Annotated in this window: 14 protein-coding genes; 2 read left to right on the top strand and 12 right to left on the bottom strand. The window is 34.0% G+C overall.

Annotated elements, in window-relative coordinates; translation table 11 throughout:
* The first annotated feature begins 35 nt into the window (after positions 1-35).
* Positions 36-1,979 carry a polysaccharide biosynthesis protein gene (locus WAE64_RS07830; RefSeq protein WP_340235702.1) on the top strand — a complete coding sequence of 648 codons (1,944 nt, stop codon included), beginning with the start codon at positions 36-38 and terminating at the stop codon, positions 1,977-1,979.
* Here WAE64_RS07830 and WAE64_RS07825 read toward each other — a convergent pair.
* The 3 genes from WAE64_RS07825 to WAE64_RS07815 are packed head-to-tail and all read right to left on the bottom strand — an operon-like array spanning position 1,953 to position 6,961.
* Positions 1,953-3,434, bottom strand: a complete 1,482-nt coding sequence (locus tag WAE64_RS07825; RefSeq protein WP_340235701.1) for a capsule assembly Wzi family protein — start codon at positions 3,432-3,434, stop codon at positions 1,953-1,955. The two genes, WAE64_RS07830 and WAE64_RS07825, sit on opposite strands and share 27 nt — an antisense overlap.
* A gap of 25 nt (positions 3,435-3,459) precedes the next feature.
* A complete protein-coding gene (locus tag WAE64_RS07820; protein WP_340235700.1) occupies positions 3,460-4,944 on the bottom strand; it encodes a capsule assembly Wzi family protein in 1,485 nt (494 codons plus the stop codon).
* A gap of 10 nt (positions 4,945-4,954) precedes the next feature.
* Positions 4,955-6,961, bottom strand: coding sequence for a T9SS type B sorting domain-containing protein (locus WAE64_RS07815; RefSeq protein WP_340235699.1), 2,007 nt, complete (start codon positions 6,959-6,961; stop codon positions 4,955-4,957).
* 489 nt (positions 6,962-7,450) lie between these two features.
* Here WAE64_RS07815 and ileS point away from each other — a divergent pair, with 489 nt between their 5' ends.
* Positions 7,451-10,891 (top strand): isoleucine--tRNA ligase, encoded by a 3,441-nt coding sequence (ileS, locus tag WAE64_RS07810; protein WP_340235721.1) that lies wholly within the window; start codon positions 7,451-7,453, stop codon positions 10,889-10,891.
* A gap of 75 nt (positions 10,892-10,966) precedes the next feature.
* Here ileS and WAE64_RS07805 read toward each other — a convergent pair whose 3' ends face one another.
* The 9 genes from WAE64_RS07805 to WAE64_RS07765 all read right to left on the bottom strand — a co-directional run bounded on the left by WAE64_RS07805 (position 10,967) and on the right by WAE64_RS07765 (position 21,540).
* The gene (locus tag WAE64_RS07805; protein ID WP_340235698.1) at positions 10,967-12,256 is read right to left on the bottom strand and encodes an aminotransferase class V-fold PLP-dependent enzyme; all 1,290 of its coding nucleotides are present in this window, start codon (positions 12,254-12,256) and stop codon (positions 10,967-10,969) included.
* Between the two features lie 754 nt (positions 12,257-13,010).
* Positions 13,011-13,925, bottom strand: a complete 915-nt coding sequence (locus tag WAE64_RS07800; protein WP_340235697.1) for an NAD-dependent epimerase/dehydratase family protein — start codon at positions 13,923-13,925, stop codon at positions 13,011-13,013.
* Positions 13,918-14,721: a glycosyltransferase family 2 protein gene (locus tag WAE64_RS07795; RefSeq protein WP_340235696.1), complete on the bottom strand. Its 804-nt coding sequence runs from the start codon at positions 14,719-14,721 to the stop codon at positions 13,918-13,920. Before WAE64_RS07795 ends, WAE64_RS07800 begins: the two co-directional genes overlap by 8 nt.
* Positions 14,722-14,836: 115 nt before the next feature.
* Positions 14,837-15,940 (bottom strand): glycosyltransferase family 4 protein, encoded by a 1,104-nt coding sequence (locus WAE64_RS07790; protein WP_340235695.1) that lies wholly within the window; start codon positions 15,938-15,940, stop codon positions 14,837-14,839.
* Positions 15,912-17,105 carry a hypothetical protein gene (locus tag WAE64_RS07785; protein ID WP_340235694.1) on the bottom strand — a complete coding sequence of 398 codons (1,194 nt, stop codon included), beginning with the start codon at positions 17,103-17,105 and terminating at the stop codon, positions 15,912-15,914. The genes WAE64_RS07790 and WAE64_RS07785 overlap by 29 nt, the downstream gene beginning before the upstream one ends.
* Positions 17,102-18,457, bottom strand: coding sequence for a hypothetical protein (locus WAE64_RS07780; RefSeq protein WP_340235693.1), 1,356 nt, complete (start codon positions 18,455-18,457; stop codon positions 17,102-17,104). The genes WAE64_RS07785 and WAE64_RS07780 overlap by 4 nt, the downstream gene beginning before the upstream one ends.
* On the bottom strand, positions 18,454-19,476 hold the full coding sequence (locus tag WAE64_RS07775) for an acyltransferase family protein (RefSeq protein ID WP_340235692.1): 1,023 nt from the start codon (positions 19,474-19,476) through the stop codon (positions 18,454-18,456). The genes WAE64_RS07780 and WAE64_RS07775 overlap by 4 nt, the downstream gene beginning before the upstream one ends.
* Positions 19,473-20,807 (bottom strand): lipopolysaccharide biosynthesis protein, encoded by a 1,335-nt coding sequence (locus tag WAE64_RS07770; RefSeq protein WP_340235691.1) that lies wholly within the window; start codon positions 20,805-20,807, stop codon positions 19,473-19,475. Before WAE64_RS07770 ends, WAE64_RS07775 begins: the two co-directional genes overlap by 4 nt.
* Complete coding sequence (locus WAE64_RS07765) at positions 20,758-21,540, bottom strand: acyltransferase (RefSeq protein WP_340235690.1); 783 nt, start codon at positions 21,538-21,540, stop codon at positions 20,758-20,760. Before WAE64_RS07765 ends, WAE64_RS07770 begins: the two co-directional genes overlap by 50 nt.
* Positions 21,541-21,547: the final 7 nt, after the last annotated feature.

Here is a 21,547-nt window from a genome sequence, read left to right as displayed (position 1 = left end):
TTATTTTCTAGCCATCACACTAAAATACATTCTCTATGACTAACTTTTTACGTAGATATACAGAAAAGTTCGCCTCAAAATGGCTAATTCTTTTAGTCGATTTATTCATTTGTTTTGTTACTTTCACAATTGCGGTTTTTGTTCATTTCAACTTTGAATTAACATACGCAGAACCATATATATTTAAGTATCATGTAGTTTTTGTCTTAAGTGTCAGGGGTATTTTTTTTATATTCTTTAAATCATACGAAGGTATAATTAGACACACTAGTATGGAAGATGCCGCTTTATTACTAAAGGTGGTAACTATCAGTAGTATATTTATTTTTCTACTTTCTAATTTTGGCTGCTACCATAACATAGTTTATTTGTGTATTCCTCCTCGGATCACTATAATAAGCTATTTTATTACTCTATTTGCACTTATCTTCAGTCGCTTCTTAGTAAAAGGTTTATATGACTCATTCTTTAGAAAAATAAAACTAGCTAGTTCTGTAATTATTTATGGAACAGGTTATATGGGGCTAATTACAAAAAATAGTTTGTTAAACGATAAGGTTAAAAACTATAAAGTTTTATGTTTCATTGATGATAATCCGCAAAAGATTAACAAAACAGTTGAAGGTATCAGAGTTTTATCAAGAGCTGAAGCTATCGAAAAATATATTACAAACCCCAACTCTAAAGAAGAGAACATTGAAGTAATTTTTGCAATACAGAATATTAGCCCACTAGCTAAGGCAAAAATTGCAGAGGATTTCTTGACTAAGGGTATCATATTAAAGTCAATCCCGCCTATCAACAAGTGGATAAAAGGTGAGTTGACTACTAAACAGATTCAAAGAATTGAGATTGATGATTTGTTGGAAAGAGATCCTATCACAATCAACAACAAGTTTGTAGAAAGATTTATAAACAACAAGAAGATTCTTGTAACGGGAGCTGCTGGTTCTATTGGTAGTGAATTGGTGAGACAATTGATAAAATTCTCTCCTAAAAAAATCATTTTAATTGACCAGGCAGAATCTGCTTTATATGACCTAGAAACTGAATTACTTCGCACAACAACTGCCGAAAACAAGCAATTACCAAACATCAGAGTTGAGGTATATGATGTAACAAATGAAAAATTAATGGATAGCCTCTTTAAAGAAGAGATGCCTCAAGTGATTTTTCATGCGGCCGCATATAAACACGTTCCTCTTATGGAGAAAAATCCTTATCAGGCAATTAGGGTGAATGTTTTAGGAACAAGAATCGTTGCAAATCTTGCATCAAAATATGGTATTGAAAAATTTGTTATGATTTCGACCGATAAAGCCGTAAATCCAACAAATGTTATGGGGGCTTCTAAGCGTTTGGCCGAAATGTATGTGCAAGGTCTTGATAGCCATCATAATAACAATACAAGATTTATTATTACCCGCTTTGGAAACGTGCTTGGTTCTAATGGCTCGGTGATTCCTTTGTTCAAAAAGCAAATTGAAAATGGTGGACCAATCACTGTAACGCATAAGGACATTATCAGATACTTCATGACGATTCCTGAGGCTTGCCAATTAGTATTAGAGGCAGGTACAATGGGTAAAGGAGGTGAAATCTACGTTTTTGATATGGGCAAACCTGTAAAAATTGTAGATTTAGCGAAGAAAATGGTTCAACTTTCTGGTTTAGAACTAGATAAAGACATAAAAATTACATTTACAGGTTTAAGACCAGGCGAAAAACTGTATGAAGAATTATTGAACAGTAATGAGAATACACAGCCAACTTACCACCATAAAATCATGATTGCGAAAGTTGTACCTGAAGATTACGACTTACTGAATCTAGCAATAAAAAATCTGGAATCAACATTAACTAAGCTTGATAACAATTCTATTGTGTTTGAATTGAAAAAGCTGATTCCTGAATATATAAGTAATAATTCTGTTTATGAAGATTTAGATGAATTAGAAGAAAGTTCTCTGAACTCCTAAATAGCCTCCTAGTGTTGTTGGGAATAGTTTCCCTTCATCAAAGGAAATATAAGAGATTAATGAGAACTTAGGCAAGTTATATTTTACTCTATAAAGGAAAGAGAACTGTCTCGCATTAATAGGCAGATGGTAACTTCCTAAGTTATGGTTAAATATTAGTTTAGTGTAATATTCAATATTCTTACCTCGTCCTTCTATAGCTAAAGAAAAAGCCTTAACTCTATTTAGGGTATAAGCACTAGAAAACTGGTCAAGATTTTTATTACCAAAAACAGCCTTATCAACAGAATTTATAGGAGTTAATAGCGGTGTCCCAATCACATTTCCTCCATAAGTCCAACCATCTGTATATACAGCATTATTAAAGTAATTATCTACTCCTCTTAGTTGAGGGATATCATCGTATCTTTCTTCCGGGGGGCCTCCTTGGCTAGTGGTTTGTAAGTACTCAAAACAGACACGGACGATTCCCGTCTTTACATTCTTTCTTCTGACCGATACACCTAATAGGCCATCTGTTATATTATTCAAGAAGAATAAAGAACCGTCTTCATAAATACTTTGTCTGTATAAAAATAAATCGAAACCTTTGAAGTTAAATTCTGCTCCAATATCAATAGTACCCAAATGGTTCCCAGCTCTATTTAAAGCTTCATTTGCAGGAGCACCTGTGCTTAAACCATCGTTCTCTTTATTAAGGCTAGTGCCGGTAACTACTTGTAGATAAGTAGCTAAATCAGAAGGAAACGATGTAACAAGCGTGCCTGTTGCTCTATCTATAAATGGTGTAAGTGGCCTTCCACCCCATTGCACCTGATGGTTGAAACCTGCATGAAGTTTGGTTTTCCAGCTAGGTTTTCCGATTCGGGCATAAAGGTATTTCTGGTGTAAATAGTAACTTCTTACTGAACCATTATCAAAAAAACCATGACTATAAGCTCCTTTAATTGACAAAAAACCATTCCCTAATATTGGTGTATAATTAGGTATTGCTATTTGTATTTTAGGAATTGGAAGGGCATTGCCTGACCATATATATGAGCCTGAGGTAAGTACAGAATCAACTAAACCTACTATCTCTCTTCTACGGCCTGCATATATCTCAAAAGCACCATACCGAACTTTGAGATAAGCTTCTGGTATTAGAAACTGATTTGTTTTTCCTACGTTGGCAGCTATATCTGCACCAAAGCCAAAGCCAAACTTATTTAGCTTATTAAGTGATGTAAATGTGGAATCATAATCTTTAAAAGCTCCACCTCTTATAGTGAAAATTGAAGACTCAACCGGAACTATTCCGTATTGATTAGCTCTTACTAAAAATGGTGTTTTTCCTGATGTAGATAAAAAGATGCCGCTTTCAGCCTGATATTTAATCTTTTCAAAAAAATCTTGGCCTAAGACACAAGAAGACGTTAATAAAAACAAAAAAATAACTTTAGTTACAAATGGCATAAGGTAGGCTGTTTTCTGCAAATTACTACCATTTTTTAACAATAAAAAAACTAATTCCTATATTATTACCATATAATTCACCTGAATCGAAAGCAATATTAATCTTTGAATCGAGTTTAAGTTTCTCTAGTGGTATATTGAGAGCCAGAAGGCTTGAAAACTGCTTAAGGCTCTTTTCTCTCACAAAACTAGGCGTACCAAGACTTGTGATAAGAGACGATTTGAATAGATAGCCATAATTACCGAGTTTTCCTGTTGCAGCAATCGAATAGGCCTGCACACGATTATCTACAGTAAAAATTCTATCCGGAAAAAACTGGGCATTTTCTTTTAGGTCTTTATTAGGGATAATCAGCGGCGTTCCGATGCCATTTCCTTGATAACTCCAGCCTTCTATATATTGCCCGTGATTGAAATAATTCTGAAACTCACCAAAATGGGTCTCTTTTTTTCCGACCCAACGGGCAAACTTGGTTAGTTCACCGGCTTGCCTTCGGGTATCTAAATAGCCAAAACTGATTTGATGCAATTGCTTTTTCTCCTTTAAATCGAAGTTCAATGAATAATTACCATCCATTGATAGAATAACTTCTGGCATCTGGCCATCTTCGTATGGAATTTGGCGATAAAAAGAAATATTTGCAAAAGCGGTTTTCATACTCACGCCAAAATCAACACTGCCTAAGTGGTTTCCAAAGCGATTTTGGGTTTCAAAATCGGTATAAGTACCATCGTTTGGTATGCGCCAAGCAATAGGTAACACAACGTTGAGATACACAAAAGGATCGGCCGAAAAATAGCCATTCTTAGTAGAAAACGTATTGTCTTTTTGCGCCTCGGCATAACCACCCCATTGTACCTGATGATTGATTCCTCCATAGAAATTAAATTTCCACGAGTCTCGCCCTACTTTGCCATAAAGCCATTTCTGATGCAGATAATAGCCATCGGTATAAGCCTGATTTCCGAACCAGCCATGAGCATAAGCACCTTTAATAGATATTAAGCCTTTACCGATAATAGAAGTATAATTAGGAATAGAAATCTGAACTTTAGGAAGTGGCAAAGCATTGCCCGACCAGATATAAGACCCCGGATTGAGCAGCGTATCTGTTAAACCTATTATTTCTTTCCGACGGCCAGCATAAAACTCAAATGCACCGTATCTGATTTTTGCATAGACCTCTGGTAATAATAATTGGCTTTGCTTTGCGGCATTTACAACCACAGAAGCACCATAACCTATATCAAATTTTTTGATTTGCTTAAAATCTCTTTTTGTTGAGTCGTATTCGCGATACACACCGCCTTGAAGAGTAAAAAAGGGACCTTGCTGGGGGACAATACCATATTGATTGGCTCGCATCCAAAATGGGGTTTTTCCTGAAACATACGCACCTGTGCCTACCTGGTATTTAATGTCTGATAGTATATTGTTCTGTGCATAAACATTAATGTAACTATTTAAACAAAATAGTAGAACAAGAAAAGGTCGAAATATTTTTATCATAAAGGGTGTGTTATCTCATAAGCAAAAACTTACCAGTTTTACTTACTTCTGTTCCATCATTTATTTGAGCATAAATTTTATAAGTATAAGTATCAGCAGGAGCCATCGTTCCTTGGAAATTGCCATCCCAGGTTCTAAGAGGATCATCAGAAGTAAATACCGGATTTCCCCAGCGATTATATATCTGGAACTCAAATTTAGTAATTCTTCTGAATGTTCCTTTTATTTGAAGGTTATCATTATGGGTATCATTATTGGGCGTAAAAACATCAGGAAGTAGCAATTTAACACTTATAGGAATCGTGTAAGTGTTAGAATAACTCACACTGCCATCAGCCCTGGTGGTTTTTATTCTAAATTTGGCTTCTTCCACAAAACCACTTAAATCGGGAATGTACTCTAGCTGAGTAGCGGGCAAGGCTGGAGAAGTAATCACAGAAGATGTACCTGTGTTTTCATCAAAGCTCTCTACTTCATAATCAGCTACATCAATATCGGCAAAAGGCGTTGGTGCAGTCCATGCAAGTTGCCCTTTATTAGCTTCTGAAAGAAAGATAGTACAGAACGGGTCCGATAAATCAGATGTACTTCCGCACTCATCTACAAAAGCTATTTTATAACAATTGGATTTCTGGGAGTTATCAACAGTAACATCAGTTAATAATGCCTCTGTAGGATTGCTCATTATTTCTGTAAATGTAGTCCCATTATCACGATAAAGTAAGTATTTATCCCTTACTAAAGTCCATGAACTATTATCTTTGAATGTTACTACTGAAGTATTGGCATCACTGACACTTACAAAAGCATCTGTGATTTTTGGTGGATGGAAATCTTCTTTATCAACACAAATTTGTTTAGAGAGACTTACACCGGCAAAGGTGTAAAAATAAAGTTGCCCACTTGTTTCAGCCTGTATCCTGTAGCAATACTTTTTCTGACAATCTATATTATCTCTATATGGACTACCACTCACCGTTATTTCTGGCAATTCTACTCCATCCTCTTCTTTAATTAGCTTCGTTGTACTGGTCAAGAATCTACCATAAGTTGGCTCATTAGGGAAACTTGTCATTCTGGTAGGATATGGTTCCCAGATTACTTCTTGAGTGGTAATATCAATAGGTTTGACATCCGACAAAACAACAGTGCATATTTCTGCTGATTGTTCAATTCCGCAAGCATTAAATCGCTCTATATAAAAACAATATGACTGCGTAGTATCTGGTATAGAAATAGAAACATCACCCGGCCGTACACCTGTTTTATGCGGAGTAAAACCATAGGGTGTTCCCTGAGGAGTCATGTAAAGGCTATAACCGTCAGGGTCATGGCTTCCACTAATCGTCAAGACTGCTTTATCTGCGCTTTCTAATATTAATTGTCCGATTACTCCAAGATTAGGATCATTCCGCGGCCCTGAGGTACCTCCCAGAAAAGGAATAGTTTTAGAAGAGCTTGCTAAACAGGTACTTGCAGTATTAAAAACGCCATTTACATTTATAGTTCTTGGTAAAACTAAATCTTTATAATTTTTATACGGAAGGTCACTAGGATTTACAGTTTCAGGAGGGTTACCATCGCCCCAATCAATAGTATAACGATCAAAGTTATTGGCTGGGTCATTAGGAATGATAATCTCTACCCTATTATCGTTACAACCGGAATAACTAAATATTGGCTCGCTATTCTCTCTTACTACAACTTTCTTGCAGAGGTACATATCCTTGCCGTTTTTCTTACCATATTGTAGTATGGTATATTCTCCTTTTGCAGCAAACGCCCAGTCGGCATCAGGCGTTGTACGTGTAGGCGTTAAGAGGTTAGCGGCTTGTCCTCTATAACCAAATATGTACTTTATATCTGTACCTCCTGACCTATCTTTTACGTTTACAACCTCTCCTAAACACACAGCAGCAGGTGCATCAAAAGCACCTTTTTCTACACCATTTGTTAAGTCACAAACACCTTGCGAAAAAGCTGAAATTGATACAAAAAAAAGTAAAATTATTCTCAAAACATTCTTCATTTACTGTTAAGGAAGTGGCAAAGGATGGGATACAAATTTCCAAATAAATAACGTATGCAGACAACAATAATTCTGTTTTTCTTTTGATTTTTATTTAATGGTCATATTTCTTCATTAAGCCTTAGCAATAGTTACTAAATCTGGTGAAGCTCTTAAATTCACTCTTATAGAACCTTTTTCTTTCATAAATAGAGTCAAATATGTATTAATTAGAGATGATTTACCGAAAAATAATCAATTTTTAAGCTAATTTCTTTTTGATTAAAAGGCTCTGGATTTGAATAATAGAGCAAAAAATTGGCCAAACACTAATCGGTTTGTTAAAAGATATTTACTCAATTTTGGTTTCTGCCTAATTTTTCAAAACAATATTCTTTCTCAATTATCGAAATCTGTTTAATCAATTATTTCTATGGGCTAAAAATGCGTATCTTTGCACTCTATTTTTGGGAAAGGACCCATTTTTCGCTTATTATTATGCACTACAAAGAGTATAAATCAGTCAACTACGCAGCGATTGCTGACGAGATTCTTGAATTTTGGAAACAGAATAAAATATTCGAGCAATCGATTGAGGTAAGAGAAGGCGCTCCTACTTTTACCTTTTATGAAGGACCACCCTCAGCGAACGGAACGCCGGGTATTCACCACGTGATGGCTCGTACTATTAAAGATATTTTCTGCCGCTATAAAACGCTACGTGGTTTTCAGGTAAAGCGTAAAGGTGGTTGGGATACCCACGGCTTGCCTGTAGAATTGCAAGTAGAAAAAGAATTGGGTATTACAAAAGAAGACATAGGCGTTAAGATTTCGGTTGAAGAATATAATAAGAAGTGTCGTGAAACAGTAATGCGTTTTACTGACCAATGGAATGACCTGACCGAGAAAATGGGATACTGGGTTGACCTAGATGACCCATATATTACTTATAAAAACGAGTACATAGAGAGTATCTGGTACTTGTTGAAAGAGTTTTACAAAAAAGGTTTGCTTTATAAAGGCTATACAATTCAGCCATATTCGCCAGCGGCCGGAACGGGGCTTTCGTCGCATGAGTTGAATATGCCAGGTACTTATAAAGAAGTAAAAGACACATCACTTACGGCACAATTCAAAGTACGAAAATCTGAAAAATCAGAGTTTTTATTTGATGCGGCTAAAGATGACAATGTATATATTCTGGCCTGGACGACTACTCCTTGGACGCTCCCAGCAAACTCGGCCTTAACAGTAGGCAAAGGTATAGATTATGTATTGGTGAAAACTTTTAACCCGTATACTTATCTGCCTGTTAATGTGGTGTTGGCCAAAGTTCTGGTAAGCAAATATTTATCAGAAAAAGGCCACGACGGAGATTTTGAAGGCTTTGAGGCATCAGATAAAAAAGTGATTCCTTGGACAATTCTTACAGAATTTAAGGGCAGTATGCTAGAAGGCATAGAATATGAGCAATTGTTGCCGTATGTTCAGCCAGATGTAGCGGCTTTCAGAGTAATAATCGGAGACTTTGTAACTACTGAAGACGGAACAGGGGTTGTGCATACTTCACCTACTTTTGGTGCTGATGACTTCCGTGTTGCTCAGCAAAACGGTATTCCGCCTATCATGGTAAAAGATGAAACCGGCAAAGATGTACCGATTGTTGACAAACGTGGGCGTTTTGTAAAAGAAATCAGCGATTTTGCACTAGAGTACGTAAAAGAGCAATATCTGACAGATGCAGAAAAAGAAGTTGAGCGCCAAAAACAAGGACGTGATAAATATCTATCGGTTGATGAGCGTATCGGTATCAAATTAAAAACAGAGAATAAGGCTTTCAATGTTCAGAAGTTTGACCACCCTTACCCACATTGCTGGAGAACAGATAAACCTGTGTTGTATTATCCGTTAGATAGCTGGTTTATCCGTACAACAGCTATGAAAGACCGCTTGGTGGCTTTAAATAAAACTATCAACTGGCAACCGGAAAGCACAGGAACAGGCCGCTTTGGTAACTGGCTTGAAAACGCCGTTGACTGGAACTTGTCTCGTAGCCGTTATTGGGGAACACCGCTACCAATATGGAGAAGTGAAGATGGTGAAGAGGTTTGTATAGGCTCACTGGAAGAACTTAAAAACGGTATTCTTCATGCACAGCAAGACAATGCCTTGAGTGCTGAGCAAAAACAGAAAAATGCGTATTTCCTTGAATTATTGGCCGAAAACAAAGAAGATTTACACCGTCCGTTTGTAGATGAAGTATATCTGGTTTCGCCAAGTGGCAAGGTAATGCAACGTGAAACTGATTTGATAGACGTTTGGTTTGATTCGGGTGCTATGCCGTTTGCACAATGGCATTATCCGTTCGAAAACAAAGACATATTTGATAACAGCTATCCGGCTGACTTTATTTCGGAAGGTGTTGACCAGACTCGTGGTTGGTTCTTTACGCTGCATGCTATTTCGGGTATGTTATACGATTCTATTGCCTTCAAAAATGTAGTATCAACAGGCTTGGTGCTAGATAAAAATGGCAATAAGATGTCGAAACGTCTGGGTAATGCAGTAAACCCGTTTGAGACATTGGCCCAATATGGTGCCGACCCAACCCGTTGGTATATGATTACCAACGCAGAGCCTTGGGATAACCTTAAATTTAACGTTGAGGGTATCACAGAGGTGCAACGTAAGTTTTTTGGTACGCTAACCAATACTTACAATTTCTTTGCACTATATGCTAATCTGGATAATTATAAAATGACGGAATCTGACCGTGTGCCATACGAGCGTTTGCCCGAAATGGACCGTTGGATTTTGTCAAAACTATATACAGTAATTAAAGAAGTTGCCGAGCAATACGAAACCTACAACCCTACGAAAGCAGGACGCTTGATACAGGATTTTGTTTGCGACCAACTTTCTAACTGGTATGTGCGCTTGTGCCGTCGTCGTTTCTGGCAAGGAGAAATGACCGAAAACAAAAAAGCAGCTTACGAAACACTTCAACATTGTTTGACAGCCGTATCTCAGTTGATGTCGCCGATTGCGCCTTTCTACGGAGAGTGGTTGTATAGAAACATGACAGATTGTATCAGAGAAGAAGCCAAAGAAAAAAGAACGCATTTCTTGCATGAGTCGGTACACTTTACCGACTGGCACGCTTATGATGAAAGCCTTGTAGACAAAGACCTTGAAGAGTCAATGGATTTGGCACAAAGAATATCATCACTAGTACACTCTTTGCGTAAGATTCATAAAATAAAAGTACGCCAACCCCTACAAAGAGTCTTGATTCCGGTACTTTCAGAAAGCACTCGTGAGAAGATTCGCCATGTAGAAGAAATCATCAAGTCGGAAGTAAACATCAAAGCGGTTGAATACCTTGATGATGATTCGGGTATCTTGAAAAAGAAAGTGAAGCCTAATTTCAAAGTTCTTGGGCCAAAATATGGCAAAGATATGAAAGATGTAGGTAGCTTTATAAATGCCATGACTCCTGAACAATTGAAAGAACTAGAGAAAAACGGTGAATTAACTACAAATTCTGCTTTAGCTGCATTTTCACAACTGAAACTCGAAGATGTTGAGATTCTGACAGAAGATGTACCGGGTTGGTTAGTAGCAAGCGAAGCGGGAATTACAGTAGCCCTTGACATGACGATTTCGGAAGAATTACGCAACGAAGGTATCGCCCGTGATTTTGTAAATCGTATACAGAATTACAGAAAAGACAATGGATTTGAGGTAATTGATAAAATTAGTATATATTTGTATAATAATAACGAAACGCTTATTACCGCTGTACAGACTAACAAAGATTATATATGTCAGGAAGTACAAGCACTTTCATTGGCAATTGTTCAGAGTCCAATCGAAAACGCAAGTGAGATTGAGATGGATGAATTCTTGCTTATCGTAAAAGTTGATGTAGTTAAATAACAATCGCATAGACATGAAAAAGGTGGAGAGCTTCTCCACCTTTTCATTTTATATGCCTATTGAATCTGTTTAGGGTTATTTATTAGCTACATATTTTATTCCTTCTAGTAGCCTGTCTAAATCATTAAGTGTAGTGTACACATGCGGTGTTACACGCACACCATCTAGTTTCTCCCATTTTACAGGCGAAGTATGAATTTTAAACTTCCCTAGCAATTCGCCTTCAATCTTGCCTCCTTCTAAGCCTTCGATTCCAAAATGTGCTAATGCACCCGAGAAATCTGCTTTCAGAGATGTATTGAGTTTAAATTTAGGGATACTATTCAACGCTTCTTTAGCCCAATAGTTTTTCAGATACCGCAAACGAGCCTCTTTACGGGCATTGCCAATAGCTAATTGAAAATTAAGCGCCTGCCCAATAGCTTGCTCAATCATGAACGGTCTTGTGCCTAGGTTCTCAAATTTCCTGATATTATCTGAATTAGGCTTATCATTAGGTATCAACGGAAATACTTTACTTATTTTCTCTTTCTTAATCCAGAGCATACCCGAGCCTATCGGTGCCGATAGCCATTTATGAAGGCTTGTGCCGTAGTAATCACCGCCTAAATCAGGAATTTTATATTCCAAATGCGCAAAAGAGTGCGCACCATCAATCAATACCTCAATACCTCTTTTGTGTGCTTCGTCTGCTATACGTTTGGCTGGTAGAATCTGCCCGTTCCAGTTAATGATGTGGGTGATATGTACAACCTTGGTTTTAGGTGTCATTTGCTCCACAAATTTCTTCACAATCAAATCATTATCTTCGGCAGGTAATTCTAAATCTACATAATTAATTTTCAAGCCCTCACGCAATTCTCGTTGTCGCCAAGCATGAAGCATATTCGGGTAATCGTAGCGGGTCATTACAATTTCATCGCCTCTTTGTAAAGGCAAACCCAGAATCACCGTATCGAGGGCCTCGGTAGCATTTCGGTTAATAGCAATTTCTTCTGGTGATGTTCCGGCATATTTAGCCAGATTCTCTCTCAGGGGTTCTCGGCCCTGGTCAAGAATACGCCACATAAAATAGCTGGGTGCTTCGTTAGCTAATTTACCATAACGCTCTACTGCATTTTGCACAACTAATGGTGCCGGACTAACACCTCCATTGTTGAGGTTAATAATCTGTGGAGAAACAGTGTAAGCCTGCTGAATCTGGTACCAGTAATCTTCGTCGGTGGCTAGTTCTTCCGGTGTTTTGCCTAGGCTTAACTGACTGATGTTAAAGAGGCTATCAGCCGAAAGGGCTTTTAAAGAGGGAATAAGCGATGCACCTGTGAAAGCCGAGAGTTTTTGAATGAAGTGTCGACGTGAATCCATCAGTTTTAGAGTTTAGATTAGATATTGAGTGTTTGCGAATATAAGAAAAAGGCGGCTTGATTCAAATACTGAAAATGCTTTTATTAATTACTTACAACATAAGCACCTTCGCTTATAGAGTAGTTATAAAGCAGCGCTTTGAGGTTTTCTTAATTGCACTTGCAAAGAGTTGGTAAATGAAGTTGTTTAGGATTATTTCTTTCGTTTAAAAATGCGTTGTTTTGGCTACGCCAACATCAAATGATTTCGATTATAGAGCTACAATGAATTCATTATTTAATTTGCCTCGCTCACAATACCATTATTTTTAAACTGAAATTAAAGTTCTAAACAGCTTCAATAATGTGTTTCTTACCTGATATAAAATTGGTATATATTTTTGGACTTTAATTTTAAGGAATGACCAAACTGAATATTGTAAAAAGGAAAGAAGTTTGTTCCAGAAAACAAAGAATCCAGCCTTTTGTAGACTGGATTCTTTATATATATCCTTGCTTTGAATGAATTATCGAGATTGGCTTACTTTACTAAATTCAGGTCAGGAAAAGAAAACTAAATATAAATTGTACTTTTTTAAGATATAATTCCTTGAAAAAAATCAGGACACCCAAAAATACGAGTATCTTATCTTTATTATATCCTGAATAAATGAATTTTTAAAGGAGGGGGTAACTATATCATTATCATTGACTTAATTGTCAAAAGGGAGGCCAAAATATTAATTTTTAAAGAGGGTAAATTAAAATTAATAAATCTACTTTTTTTCATTAGCAAAAGCTTGAAAAGTTCTTTTTAAGCCCTCTTTAGAAGAAATAGGCAATGGTTGTTTGAGTACTTTTAGAATCTTTGCATTATCTACTACATAATTTTCGGTCATCTTTTGGAGTCGCTCCTCATTTAAAGGTAAATGAAGAATATTACCTATTTTAGCTATAGACCTAACAAGTGATGGGTTAACATAGCTGATTTTGGTTTTTTTATTTAACGAATCACTCATAATGCTAATTAGTGTATTAGTAGATAAAGCCTCGTTATCTGCTACATTATAAATACCCGATGGAATATCTGATCGTGTAATTAACTGGTTAAACACGAAATTCAGATTACCAACACTTAGAAAAGAACGTTTATTTTCGAATGCCCCTAGAGGATAAGGAATGCCTCTTTTTACTATTTGATATAATAAATTCAAGTTTCCTTTATTACCTTCTCCATGAATCATACAAGGACGAAGTACATATACACGCTTATTGACTGGAATTGGTTTTGAGAATATATATTCTTCTGCCAATAATTTAGATTTCCCATAGTGTGTTTTCGGGTCTGGTCTTGTCTCTTCTGTTAAGGTGCCTGTAACTTTATCAGTCACTGCTTTAACTGAGCTTATCGCGATAAAAACCGATGCATCAGAAGCTAGAAATTTATCATAAATTTTTCTCGTCAACTCAGTATTTATCTCGTAATAATCTTCTGGCTTTGATACTTTTTTTAAATCATGAGCTTTTCCAGCAAGATGGACAACCGCATTAACACCTTTGAGATCAGTATTTTCAATAGAAGTATTGCGGAGCGATATAGGTTCTATACTGAACTCATCACTAAAGGCTTTTATAAAATTTTTTCCAACAAAACCTGATGCGCCTGTTAAGAGAATTTTAATCTTATTCATATATTTTCCCTGCTGTCATATTAAGACTTTGTCTTTCTTTATCAAAAAACCAACCCCATTTGCTAAAATAATATAAGGAACTTTTAATTGCTATCAGAAGTAATTTAAAATTAGTGGCTGACTCCCGAGCATAACCATGATAAATAAAAACTTCTGGATAATATATATTTTTATAGTACTTATTAATTCTTCTTGATAGGTCTATGTCTTCGGTATACATAAAAATCTTTTCGTCAAACAAACCCACTTTCTTTAAGGCTTCACTTCTTATAAACATGAAACATCCGGAAATAAATGGAACATTCATCGTTTGATTATAATCTTTATCCCGGAATTCATAAGACTCTATTCTTTTCTTAAATAAAGAAGGTATAAGACGTTTCGCAAAAAAATCGACTGGTGTAGGTAGTTTTCGGCATACATACTGAAGAGATCCATCCATATACAAAACCTTTGGCGATAAAATCCCAATATCTTTACGAGGTTCTATATAACTACATAATTTTTCTAAGACCCCTTTATTAAAAACTATATCTGGGTTTAAGACTAAGTAGTATTTGCAAAGGTTGATATACTTCAATATCCCAATGTTATGGCCAGCCCCAAATCCAACATTATTATTGTTAAATATGTATTCAATTTTGCTATCAGAGGCTAAATATTTTAATTTATCTGTTGGCGAATTATCAATTAAGACTAGCCTGATTCTTAAATCTGTATTAATAAAGCTTTTAATGGCATCTTCAATAGATTTGTCGTTATTATAAAGAACTATACTCGCTACTATATCAAACATGATTTTGAAAATTATTCGGTATTTCGGAGAACAATACAAATTACTCCAAAAAAAGACTTGAAGCCAATTGTATTTCTATTAATTAATAGAGAAGGATGTTTATCTTACATCAAAACTATTTATACTTATTTAAGACACTATTAAGCACTTCTGCTGATTTTGCCCAAGAGAACCTTTCATTCGCCGAATATTTCTTTCTAGAATGTTGTTTATCTAATACTTTGGCTACTTCATCGCTTGCGAGGGGGTCGATATACATAACTTCATCCTTACATACTTCATGAAAGACCGCAATATCAGAAGTTAAAATCGGGCATTCGCAAGCCATTGCTTCTAATAATGGAATACCGAAGCCTTCATAAAGACTTAAGTACACAAATAAATCAGCCTTATTATATAACTGCACCAATTCATCTTGAGAAACATAATGCAAAAAAAGAACGTCTTCTGTTATTCTCAAATCCTTGCATATTTCTTGTAAAGAAACTAAGTAGTTATTTACTCCACCTACAATTACCAACGCAGTAGATGTACGAGTTTTGGATTTGCTAAAGGCTTTTAGTATAGTTTCAATATTTTTATGAGAATAAGCTGCACCAACAACTAGTAAGAATCTGTCTTTATTCAAAGCTTTTAGCTTATTATGTAGAAAGAAGTCTTGATTGCTTAAGTCTATTTTTCTAAAAGCTTGCTTGTCGTATGAATTATGAATAACTTTTATTTTGTCTTCAGAGCAACCATAAAATCTAACAATTTCTTTCTTTGTAAATTCAGATATAGTGATGATATATTTAGCTCTCTGTACAAAGATTTTAACAATGTATTTAAAATACAATGATTGTAATTTATGGTTTTTAGGGAAATTTAATGAAATTACGTCATGAATTGTAATAACTTGATTGCTTAAAAAAAGGCTTCCATGAGTTGTTGGACAGTAGCATAAATCATACTTTAATCCATAAAGGGTAAAAAAGATTTGATTCCAAAGAAAGCGAGCTAAACCTGCAATTTTTGGGTATTTGTCGTTTCTAACGAGTTGTGAGATTTTTTTTTGTGGAATAGTATTGTTTTCTATTGTTACTGGCGATAATACTAATATGTTGTCTTTCTCTGGGTACTTTTGAAGTTCGTTGATAAAATTGAGTGCTACATTACCGACACCTGTCGGCTTTTTATCGACCATTGATAAATTAATTAATACTCTTCTTCGTGAACCCATATTTTTCTAAATAAATTACGATATAACCAGAAAGGAAAAAAAATAAATCAGCATTAAAATAGCGTCCATCTCTGATCAGTCTACAAAAAATAGTAACAAGTATGGCGCGGGAAATAATTTGATGGATACCAGGGTCTTTTATTCGATATTTTCTTAGAAAAATGAATGCCGCAGCTATACCCCAATATCCTAAATCTGAAAGAATTCTATTAAACAATGAGTTAGCATCAAATGGTGCTTTTTGATAGGCTTCGCCTAAATTAGCTGTATTTAATACGTTTAGAATGGTATTCTTATAAGTATTTGAATGTGAACCTAGTCCATGACCTAGTCCGTAAGTGGTATTAGCACTATTAATAGCAACATACGAATTTGATAATAGGTAGAAAGAGCTTAAGTTTAAAGCACTTATATTTACTAAATCCTCTTTTTCTTGTAAGATAGCAACAGATGAATCTACTCTTGATTGAAACTTTTCAAATGTGTTATAGGCAAAATAGACTAGTAAACAAACTGTACCAAATATTGGTATCATTATTCTTGGTCTCCATTTTCTAACTGAAAACATAAAACTAAATAAGATTCCAATAAAACCTAAGCTCGATGAACTTAGAAGAAGACCGGAAAAAACGCATATAAATTCCAGAATATTTTCTCTTGACCTTATAACTTTTTGTAAGTAATAAAAAAAAGCAGGCAAAACTAAAGTACAATATACTGATGCTTCGGTTGCGAAAGAGTCAAATTGTATGAATTTCGAATCTTTTAAAAGATAGAATATAAATTCAAAATATCCGAATATAGTAAATAGTATGCATCCTTTAGCATATTTTTTAAATAGGTCTATATATGAGACATTAATCTTTCTAAAGAAAACGTAATAATATATGCTCATAAAAGATATACCCCAAATAGTCATTAAAAACCTAGGTAGAACCTCAGGTGCTAAAACACTGCCTAAAAACCCAGAAATACTTAGGATAGTCAAACCTATAATAAGTTTTTTATTGATTACAAACGTGCCACTTAAGCTAAGAATAACAAGGTTTATAGCAAAAATGAAATAATATAGCCTTATATCAATTTCATTGAATTCACTTCTGTAATAAATATTATCTGAGGCAAATACACAGAAAATAGTAGAGTATATTAGATAATTTTTCATGCACTTTTAACAGCAATTTCTATGGCATTAGCTAAATTATTTACGTTTTCTTGTTCTAATACATGGGGAGTGGCATTAGGGTCAGAGATAGTCCCATTAAAGGAGTTTTTCATAATATATTTACAAAACTCTAGCCTATTATCTTCACTATTTTTAATTTCAGAGATTAAGTCTTCTATGTTAGTGATGTTTTCTATTTCACTTAAAGATATATGTTTACAATAGTTAAGTCTTCTGAAAAAAACTGGAGATAAGACAATAGAAGGATACCCCATAAGTGCTGATTCGTAAGCAATTGTACCTGAGATAGAAACTACTAATTTAGACTTTTTAATGAGTTCGTATGAATCTAAATTAGCATTAGCCAGAATAATATTCGGAAATTGTGTTAGTTCTTTATAGAACTTAACATCTCTATCACCAATTGCATTACTATGTTCTTTTACAACGAGTTTCCAGTTTGGAGGTAATATTCTCCAGAAATTTAATATTGTTTGCTTTTGATCTTCATAATATCGGCCTACTACATCAATAGAAGCTTCTGGTTGTTTATGAAGGGTATAAAGAATGTAGGGATGTTCGTCATTAAAAGTGCTTAAAGATATAGGTCTAATAAAAGCCCTATAAGTTTCTTTATTTAATTCTTCCGATGACCTTATTTTAAACCGATTCCAGCCACTTCTAATAAGTCCTGGATCGTTGGGGTCAAAGTCTTTGCCTGTCAAAAATCTAAGTGCTTTATTAAATCTAGATTTTAGACTTCGTTTTTTATTTAATATTAAATCGTTGTTTTTCAGATATGCAGGTTTTTCAACTTTAAAAATAGATTCCAAGTTAATTGTTTCGTTATTGTCTATTTCTAAAATCTCAGACTGCCGATCGTCTTTAAAGAATACAAATCTTTTATTTGGTATTCTTGTTACAGCCGGGCAAATAAATCTGCATTTTAGTTCTGTTCTTTTTCTTGTAATTCTATTTATTAGTAACTCATGAGCCCAGGTTAATTCTCCAAGTACTGTTGATACTGAGTTTTTTAAAAGAAAGTCATAAATAGGTTTCTGAATATTTGTCAAATAATTAACGGCATCCACTTTTTCTAATCGAAGAACTCTATCTCCATAAATAAGCTCATTAATCTGGAAATCATCAACAGGCTGATTCGGCTTAGATATATAGCCGCGATTAATATATAATATATTCTCTTCTTTAACCCCTGCCTGAATTAAAAAATTATGGTAAGATTTATTCGATACTATCCAGAAAACCCGAAAGCCTTTAGTTTGCAAAACTTTAGAAACATCATGCCACAAATAAGTGAAATAGAAATTAGAGATAAAGCAAATATTTTTCATCGGCCGAAAAGAATAGAGCTTGTTTTAGGAAAGGCTCTTTTAATGAATGAAGTTAATTGGATACAAATAAAAACAGTTATAATAATAGCAATTATATATAATGGTATTAGAAAAATTTCTGAAATTTTAGTAGAGATATAAATGCTAATTTTTTTTAAAAAAGAAATAAGAATAGGCTGATGTAATGCAAAAATACCAAAGGATAATTGTGCATATTTAAAAACAGCATCTTTCTTTAAAATTAAAGTGGGATGCAGTAAATCTGATAAACTCCAAAATGCAAATATACCAAAGAGTATAGTTAATCTATGAATAGGCATACTATAATCATACTGTAAGACTTGGAATACTAAATCTATAACGCTTAATAAGAGATAAATATATATGCTGTATTTACTGCTATATTTTAGTGAATTTTGATTTTGGGCTAAAACATGTCCAACCATAAAGAAGAAAATCCCCTCGGTCCATAAATAACCTATACTTAGTGGAATATTAAATAACCACATAACACCCATAATAAGAGTAGGGATTATTTTGAGGAAATTATAAGAAAAAAAGAATAATGGAAAAAATAATGTTAAAGTAAATAAATCTCTGATGAACCAAAATTGATATGCTACGGGTTCTCTTGATAATCCCCATAATGCATCAATTAAAGAATTAAAATGGAAAGGATACGGGTAATTTAATAATTGATGAATTATATAGAAGAAAAGTAAATAGAAGGAATTCCATATAATATGAGGAATAAATAGAGTCAGTACTTTTTTGCTAATAATACTTTTGTAATCCTGAAAGGATATACTCTTTATTTTTAAAAATAATAAATATGAAGAAATTATAAAAAAAAGAGGTACGGCAACCCTTGAAATAACATTGGAGAAGTAAGTCTGAAACCAAAAAGTATAATCTTTTTTAACTGGTTCTAAAAAGAAACCATAACTATGAATTATTACAACCTGAATTATTAAGAAAAAACGTAAGAAGGATATTCTTAAAGATATTTGTTCATTCATGTAATTGCTAAGTTATAAATAATGAAAGCAGTAGTGGCAAGAAATACAAATCTATTTATGCTTTTGACTCTTCTAAGTGGAACATCAGTTTTCTTTTTAATAAGAAACATCTGTATTTCTGAATATACGTAAACGCCAAAACACTGGATAGTACTGATTGTTATCAAGGAAAGATAATTAAGATGATCAAACAAGTAGCAAGTAGCAAAAATGGATAGTATTATGGCTAAAAGATAAAAATTCAGAGTTTTTGTTACCTTTTCTCTATATATAATATTTTCTAGAAGAGCTGTTACTATCCAAAAGAACATTTGAGCACTTAGTATATACAATAGTAGAAACAAATAATGGCTTGTTTCTTGATATATCTTGAAATATGGCAGTATAAAAAATGGGAACAGTAATAATATTAAGGCTGAAATAAAGATAAAAGATACTAATAATTGTAAGAACATTTTATCTAATTTGCTAATGTGCTCAGCATATAACTTTCTAAAAAGAAGAATCATAATAGCTTGATATACAATTACCAGAATAGAAACAATACGAAAATAAAATGAATAATAGGCAACTGCTTTTAAATCTAAGAAGTATTCAATTAATACTCGATTACTGGTTGTTAAAGTAGCTATTAGGAGAGAACTTATAAAAACAGGAAAGCTAAAGAGAACTACTTTCTTATAATCTATAATATCGTTGCTTTCATGTGTAACATTGCTATCTACATCTTTATTTTTCTTCCTTAAAAAAGACAAAGATGTAGATAGCAGTATAATCGAATATAAAAATAGCAATGATAAAAAAACAAGCTCACTTAAGTAATCAGTATGTGTAAAATACAGATAACAAATATAGCATAGTAATATAGACAATATGCCTCCATCTAATATTACTGCCCAAGAAGACTTTTGTTCAGATTTTAATATAGCAGAAAACAATAACTGTGCGCCAAATATAGTGCCAATAAATAATAGCTTAGAGATATTGGCTGACGGGAAAAGTAAAATGGTAATTATAAAAAAAACAGAGCAGAAGAATATTAAGCTAAAATGCAAAATAAATGGCTTATAAACGCTCTTTTTTAATGTAATATTAAAATAGGGGTAAGCACTTGATAAGCCTAACAAGAAAAATGAAGATATTAACGAGCCCGCATTCAGAAGATACTCAATTCTTCCGTAATCTTCCGTTCTTTTTAGAAAGTTTGAGGCAAGTAGTGGAGTAATAAATGGTATTAGCTTTGAAACAAAAAATATAATAATAAAAACGAGAAATTCTTTATTATAAATCCTTTCTAAACTCGGTAGCTTCTGGAGGAAGTGTTTTTTCATAAACTTCATTCAATGTCTCAAATCCTTCAACTTTATTTAATTTTTGGCGTACACTTGACAAATCGGTATCTATATAACGTAAAGGTTGAGAAACGTACATGCCTTTTTTTAGCAAAGATTTAGAAACACAAGAATTGGCGCCAATAGTAATTCCACTGGAAACAAAGACTCCTGGCTGAAAAGTACAACGTGAGCCGATATAAACATTATTACCAATTACAATTTCTCCGTCTATTCTAATACGTTCTATCCCTTCAGTTGCATGCATAAATCCATGTGTCCAAAGTTGCGTATGTGAACCTGCTAAAATTGAATATTCATCAATATAAATGCTTCTTGTACAGTCGATTTGATGCTTTGTTGTAATCTTACTGTACTTGCCAATCTTTAGATATGAGGTGCTATATGTAACGCCTTTTGTTGAAGATCTACTAATAGAGTTATAGTTTCCTATACCTGAACTCTCATCAAGATAAAATTTAATAGGCCCATTTAATCTGTTAAGATTTCCAATATTAGCATTTGATTTTAAAAAAATAGAATCTACTCTTATTAAATTGAATTTTCCTAATATTGCTCCTTTTTCTAGAGACAACTTATCATTTATCCAAAGAAAATTAAATCCTAATTTAGAATCTTTATGAACGTTATGCCCTAGTGAATTTAATATACCCGCAATCCATCTGGTAGGAAAAAACAAACATAAAAATAGGGTTAAAACTCTTTTAAACATAAATTAT

The sequence above is a fragment of the Emticicia soli genome, from assembly GCF_037860775.1.
Lineage (GTDB): Bacteria > Bacteroidota > Bacteroidia > Cytophagales > Spirosomataceae > Emticicia > Emticicia soli.
The sequence above is the reverse complement of the archived record's forward strand: the minus strand, read 5'-3'. Positions and strand labels throughout refer to the sequence as shown.

Bases quoted from the DNA above. Each gene is read 5' to 3' on its own strand.
- WAE64_RS07830 (WP_340235702.1), top strand. From the start codon at position 36: ATGACTAACTTTTTACGTAGATATACAGAAAAGTTCGCCTCAAAATGG.
- WAE64_RS07825 (WP_340235701.1), bottom strand. From the start codon at position 3,434: ATGCCATTTGTAACTAAAGTTATTTTTTTGTTTTTATTAACGTCTTCT.
- WAE64_RS07820 (WP_340235700.1), bottom strand. From the start codon at position 4,944: ATGATAAAAATATTTCGACCTTTTCTTGTTCTACTATTTTGTTTAAAT.
- ileS (WP_340235721.1), top strand. From the start codon at position 7,451: ATGCACTACAAAGAGTATAAATCAGTCAACTACGCAGCGATTGCTGAC.
- WAE64_RS07805 (WP_340235698.1), bottom strand. From the start codon at position 12,256: ATGGATTCACGTCGACACTTCATTCAAAAACTCTCGGCTTTCACAGGT.
- WAE64_RS07800 (WP_340235697.1), bottom strand. From the start codon at position 13,925: ATGAATAAGATTAAAATTCTCTTAACAGGCGCATCAGGTTTTGTTGGA.
- WAE64_RS07795 (WP_340235696.1), bottom strand. From the start codon at position 14,721: ATGTTTGATATAGTAGCGAGTATAGTTCTTTATAATAACGACAAATCT.
- WAE64_RS07790 (WP_340235695.1), bottom strand. From the start codon at position 15,940: ATGGGTTCACGAAGAAGAGTATTAATTAATTTATCAATGGTCGATAAA.
- WAE64_RS07785 (WP_340235694.1), bottom strand. From the start codon at position 17,105: ATGAAAAATTATCTAATATACTCTACTATTTTCTGTGTATTTGCCTCA.
- WAE64_RS07780 (WP_340235693.1), bottom strand. From the start codon at position 18,457: ATGAAAAATATTTGCTTTATCTCTAATTTCTATTTCACTTATTTGTGG.
- WAE64_RS07775 (WP_340235692.1), bottom strand. From the start codon at position 19,476: ATGAATGAACAAATATCTTTAAGAATATCCTTCTTACGTTTTTTCTTA.
- WAE64_RS07770 (WP_340235691.1), bottom strand. From the start codon at position 20,807: ATGAAAAAACACTTCCTCCAGAAGCTACCGAGTTTAGAAAGGATTTAT.
- WAE64_RS07765 (WP_340235690.1), bottom strand. From the start codon at position 21,540: ATGTTTAAAAGAGTTTTAACCCTATTTTTATGTTTGTTTTTTCCTACC.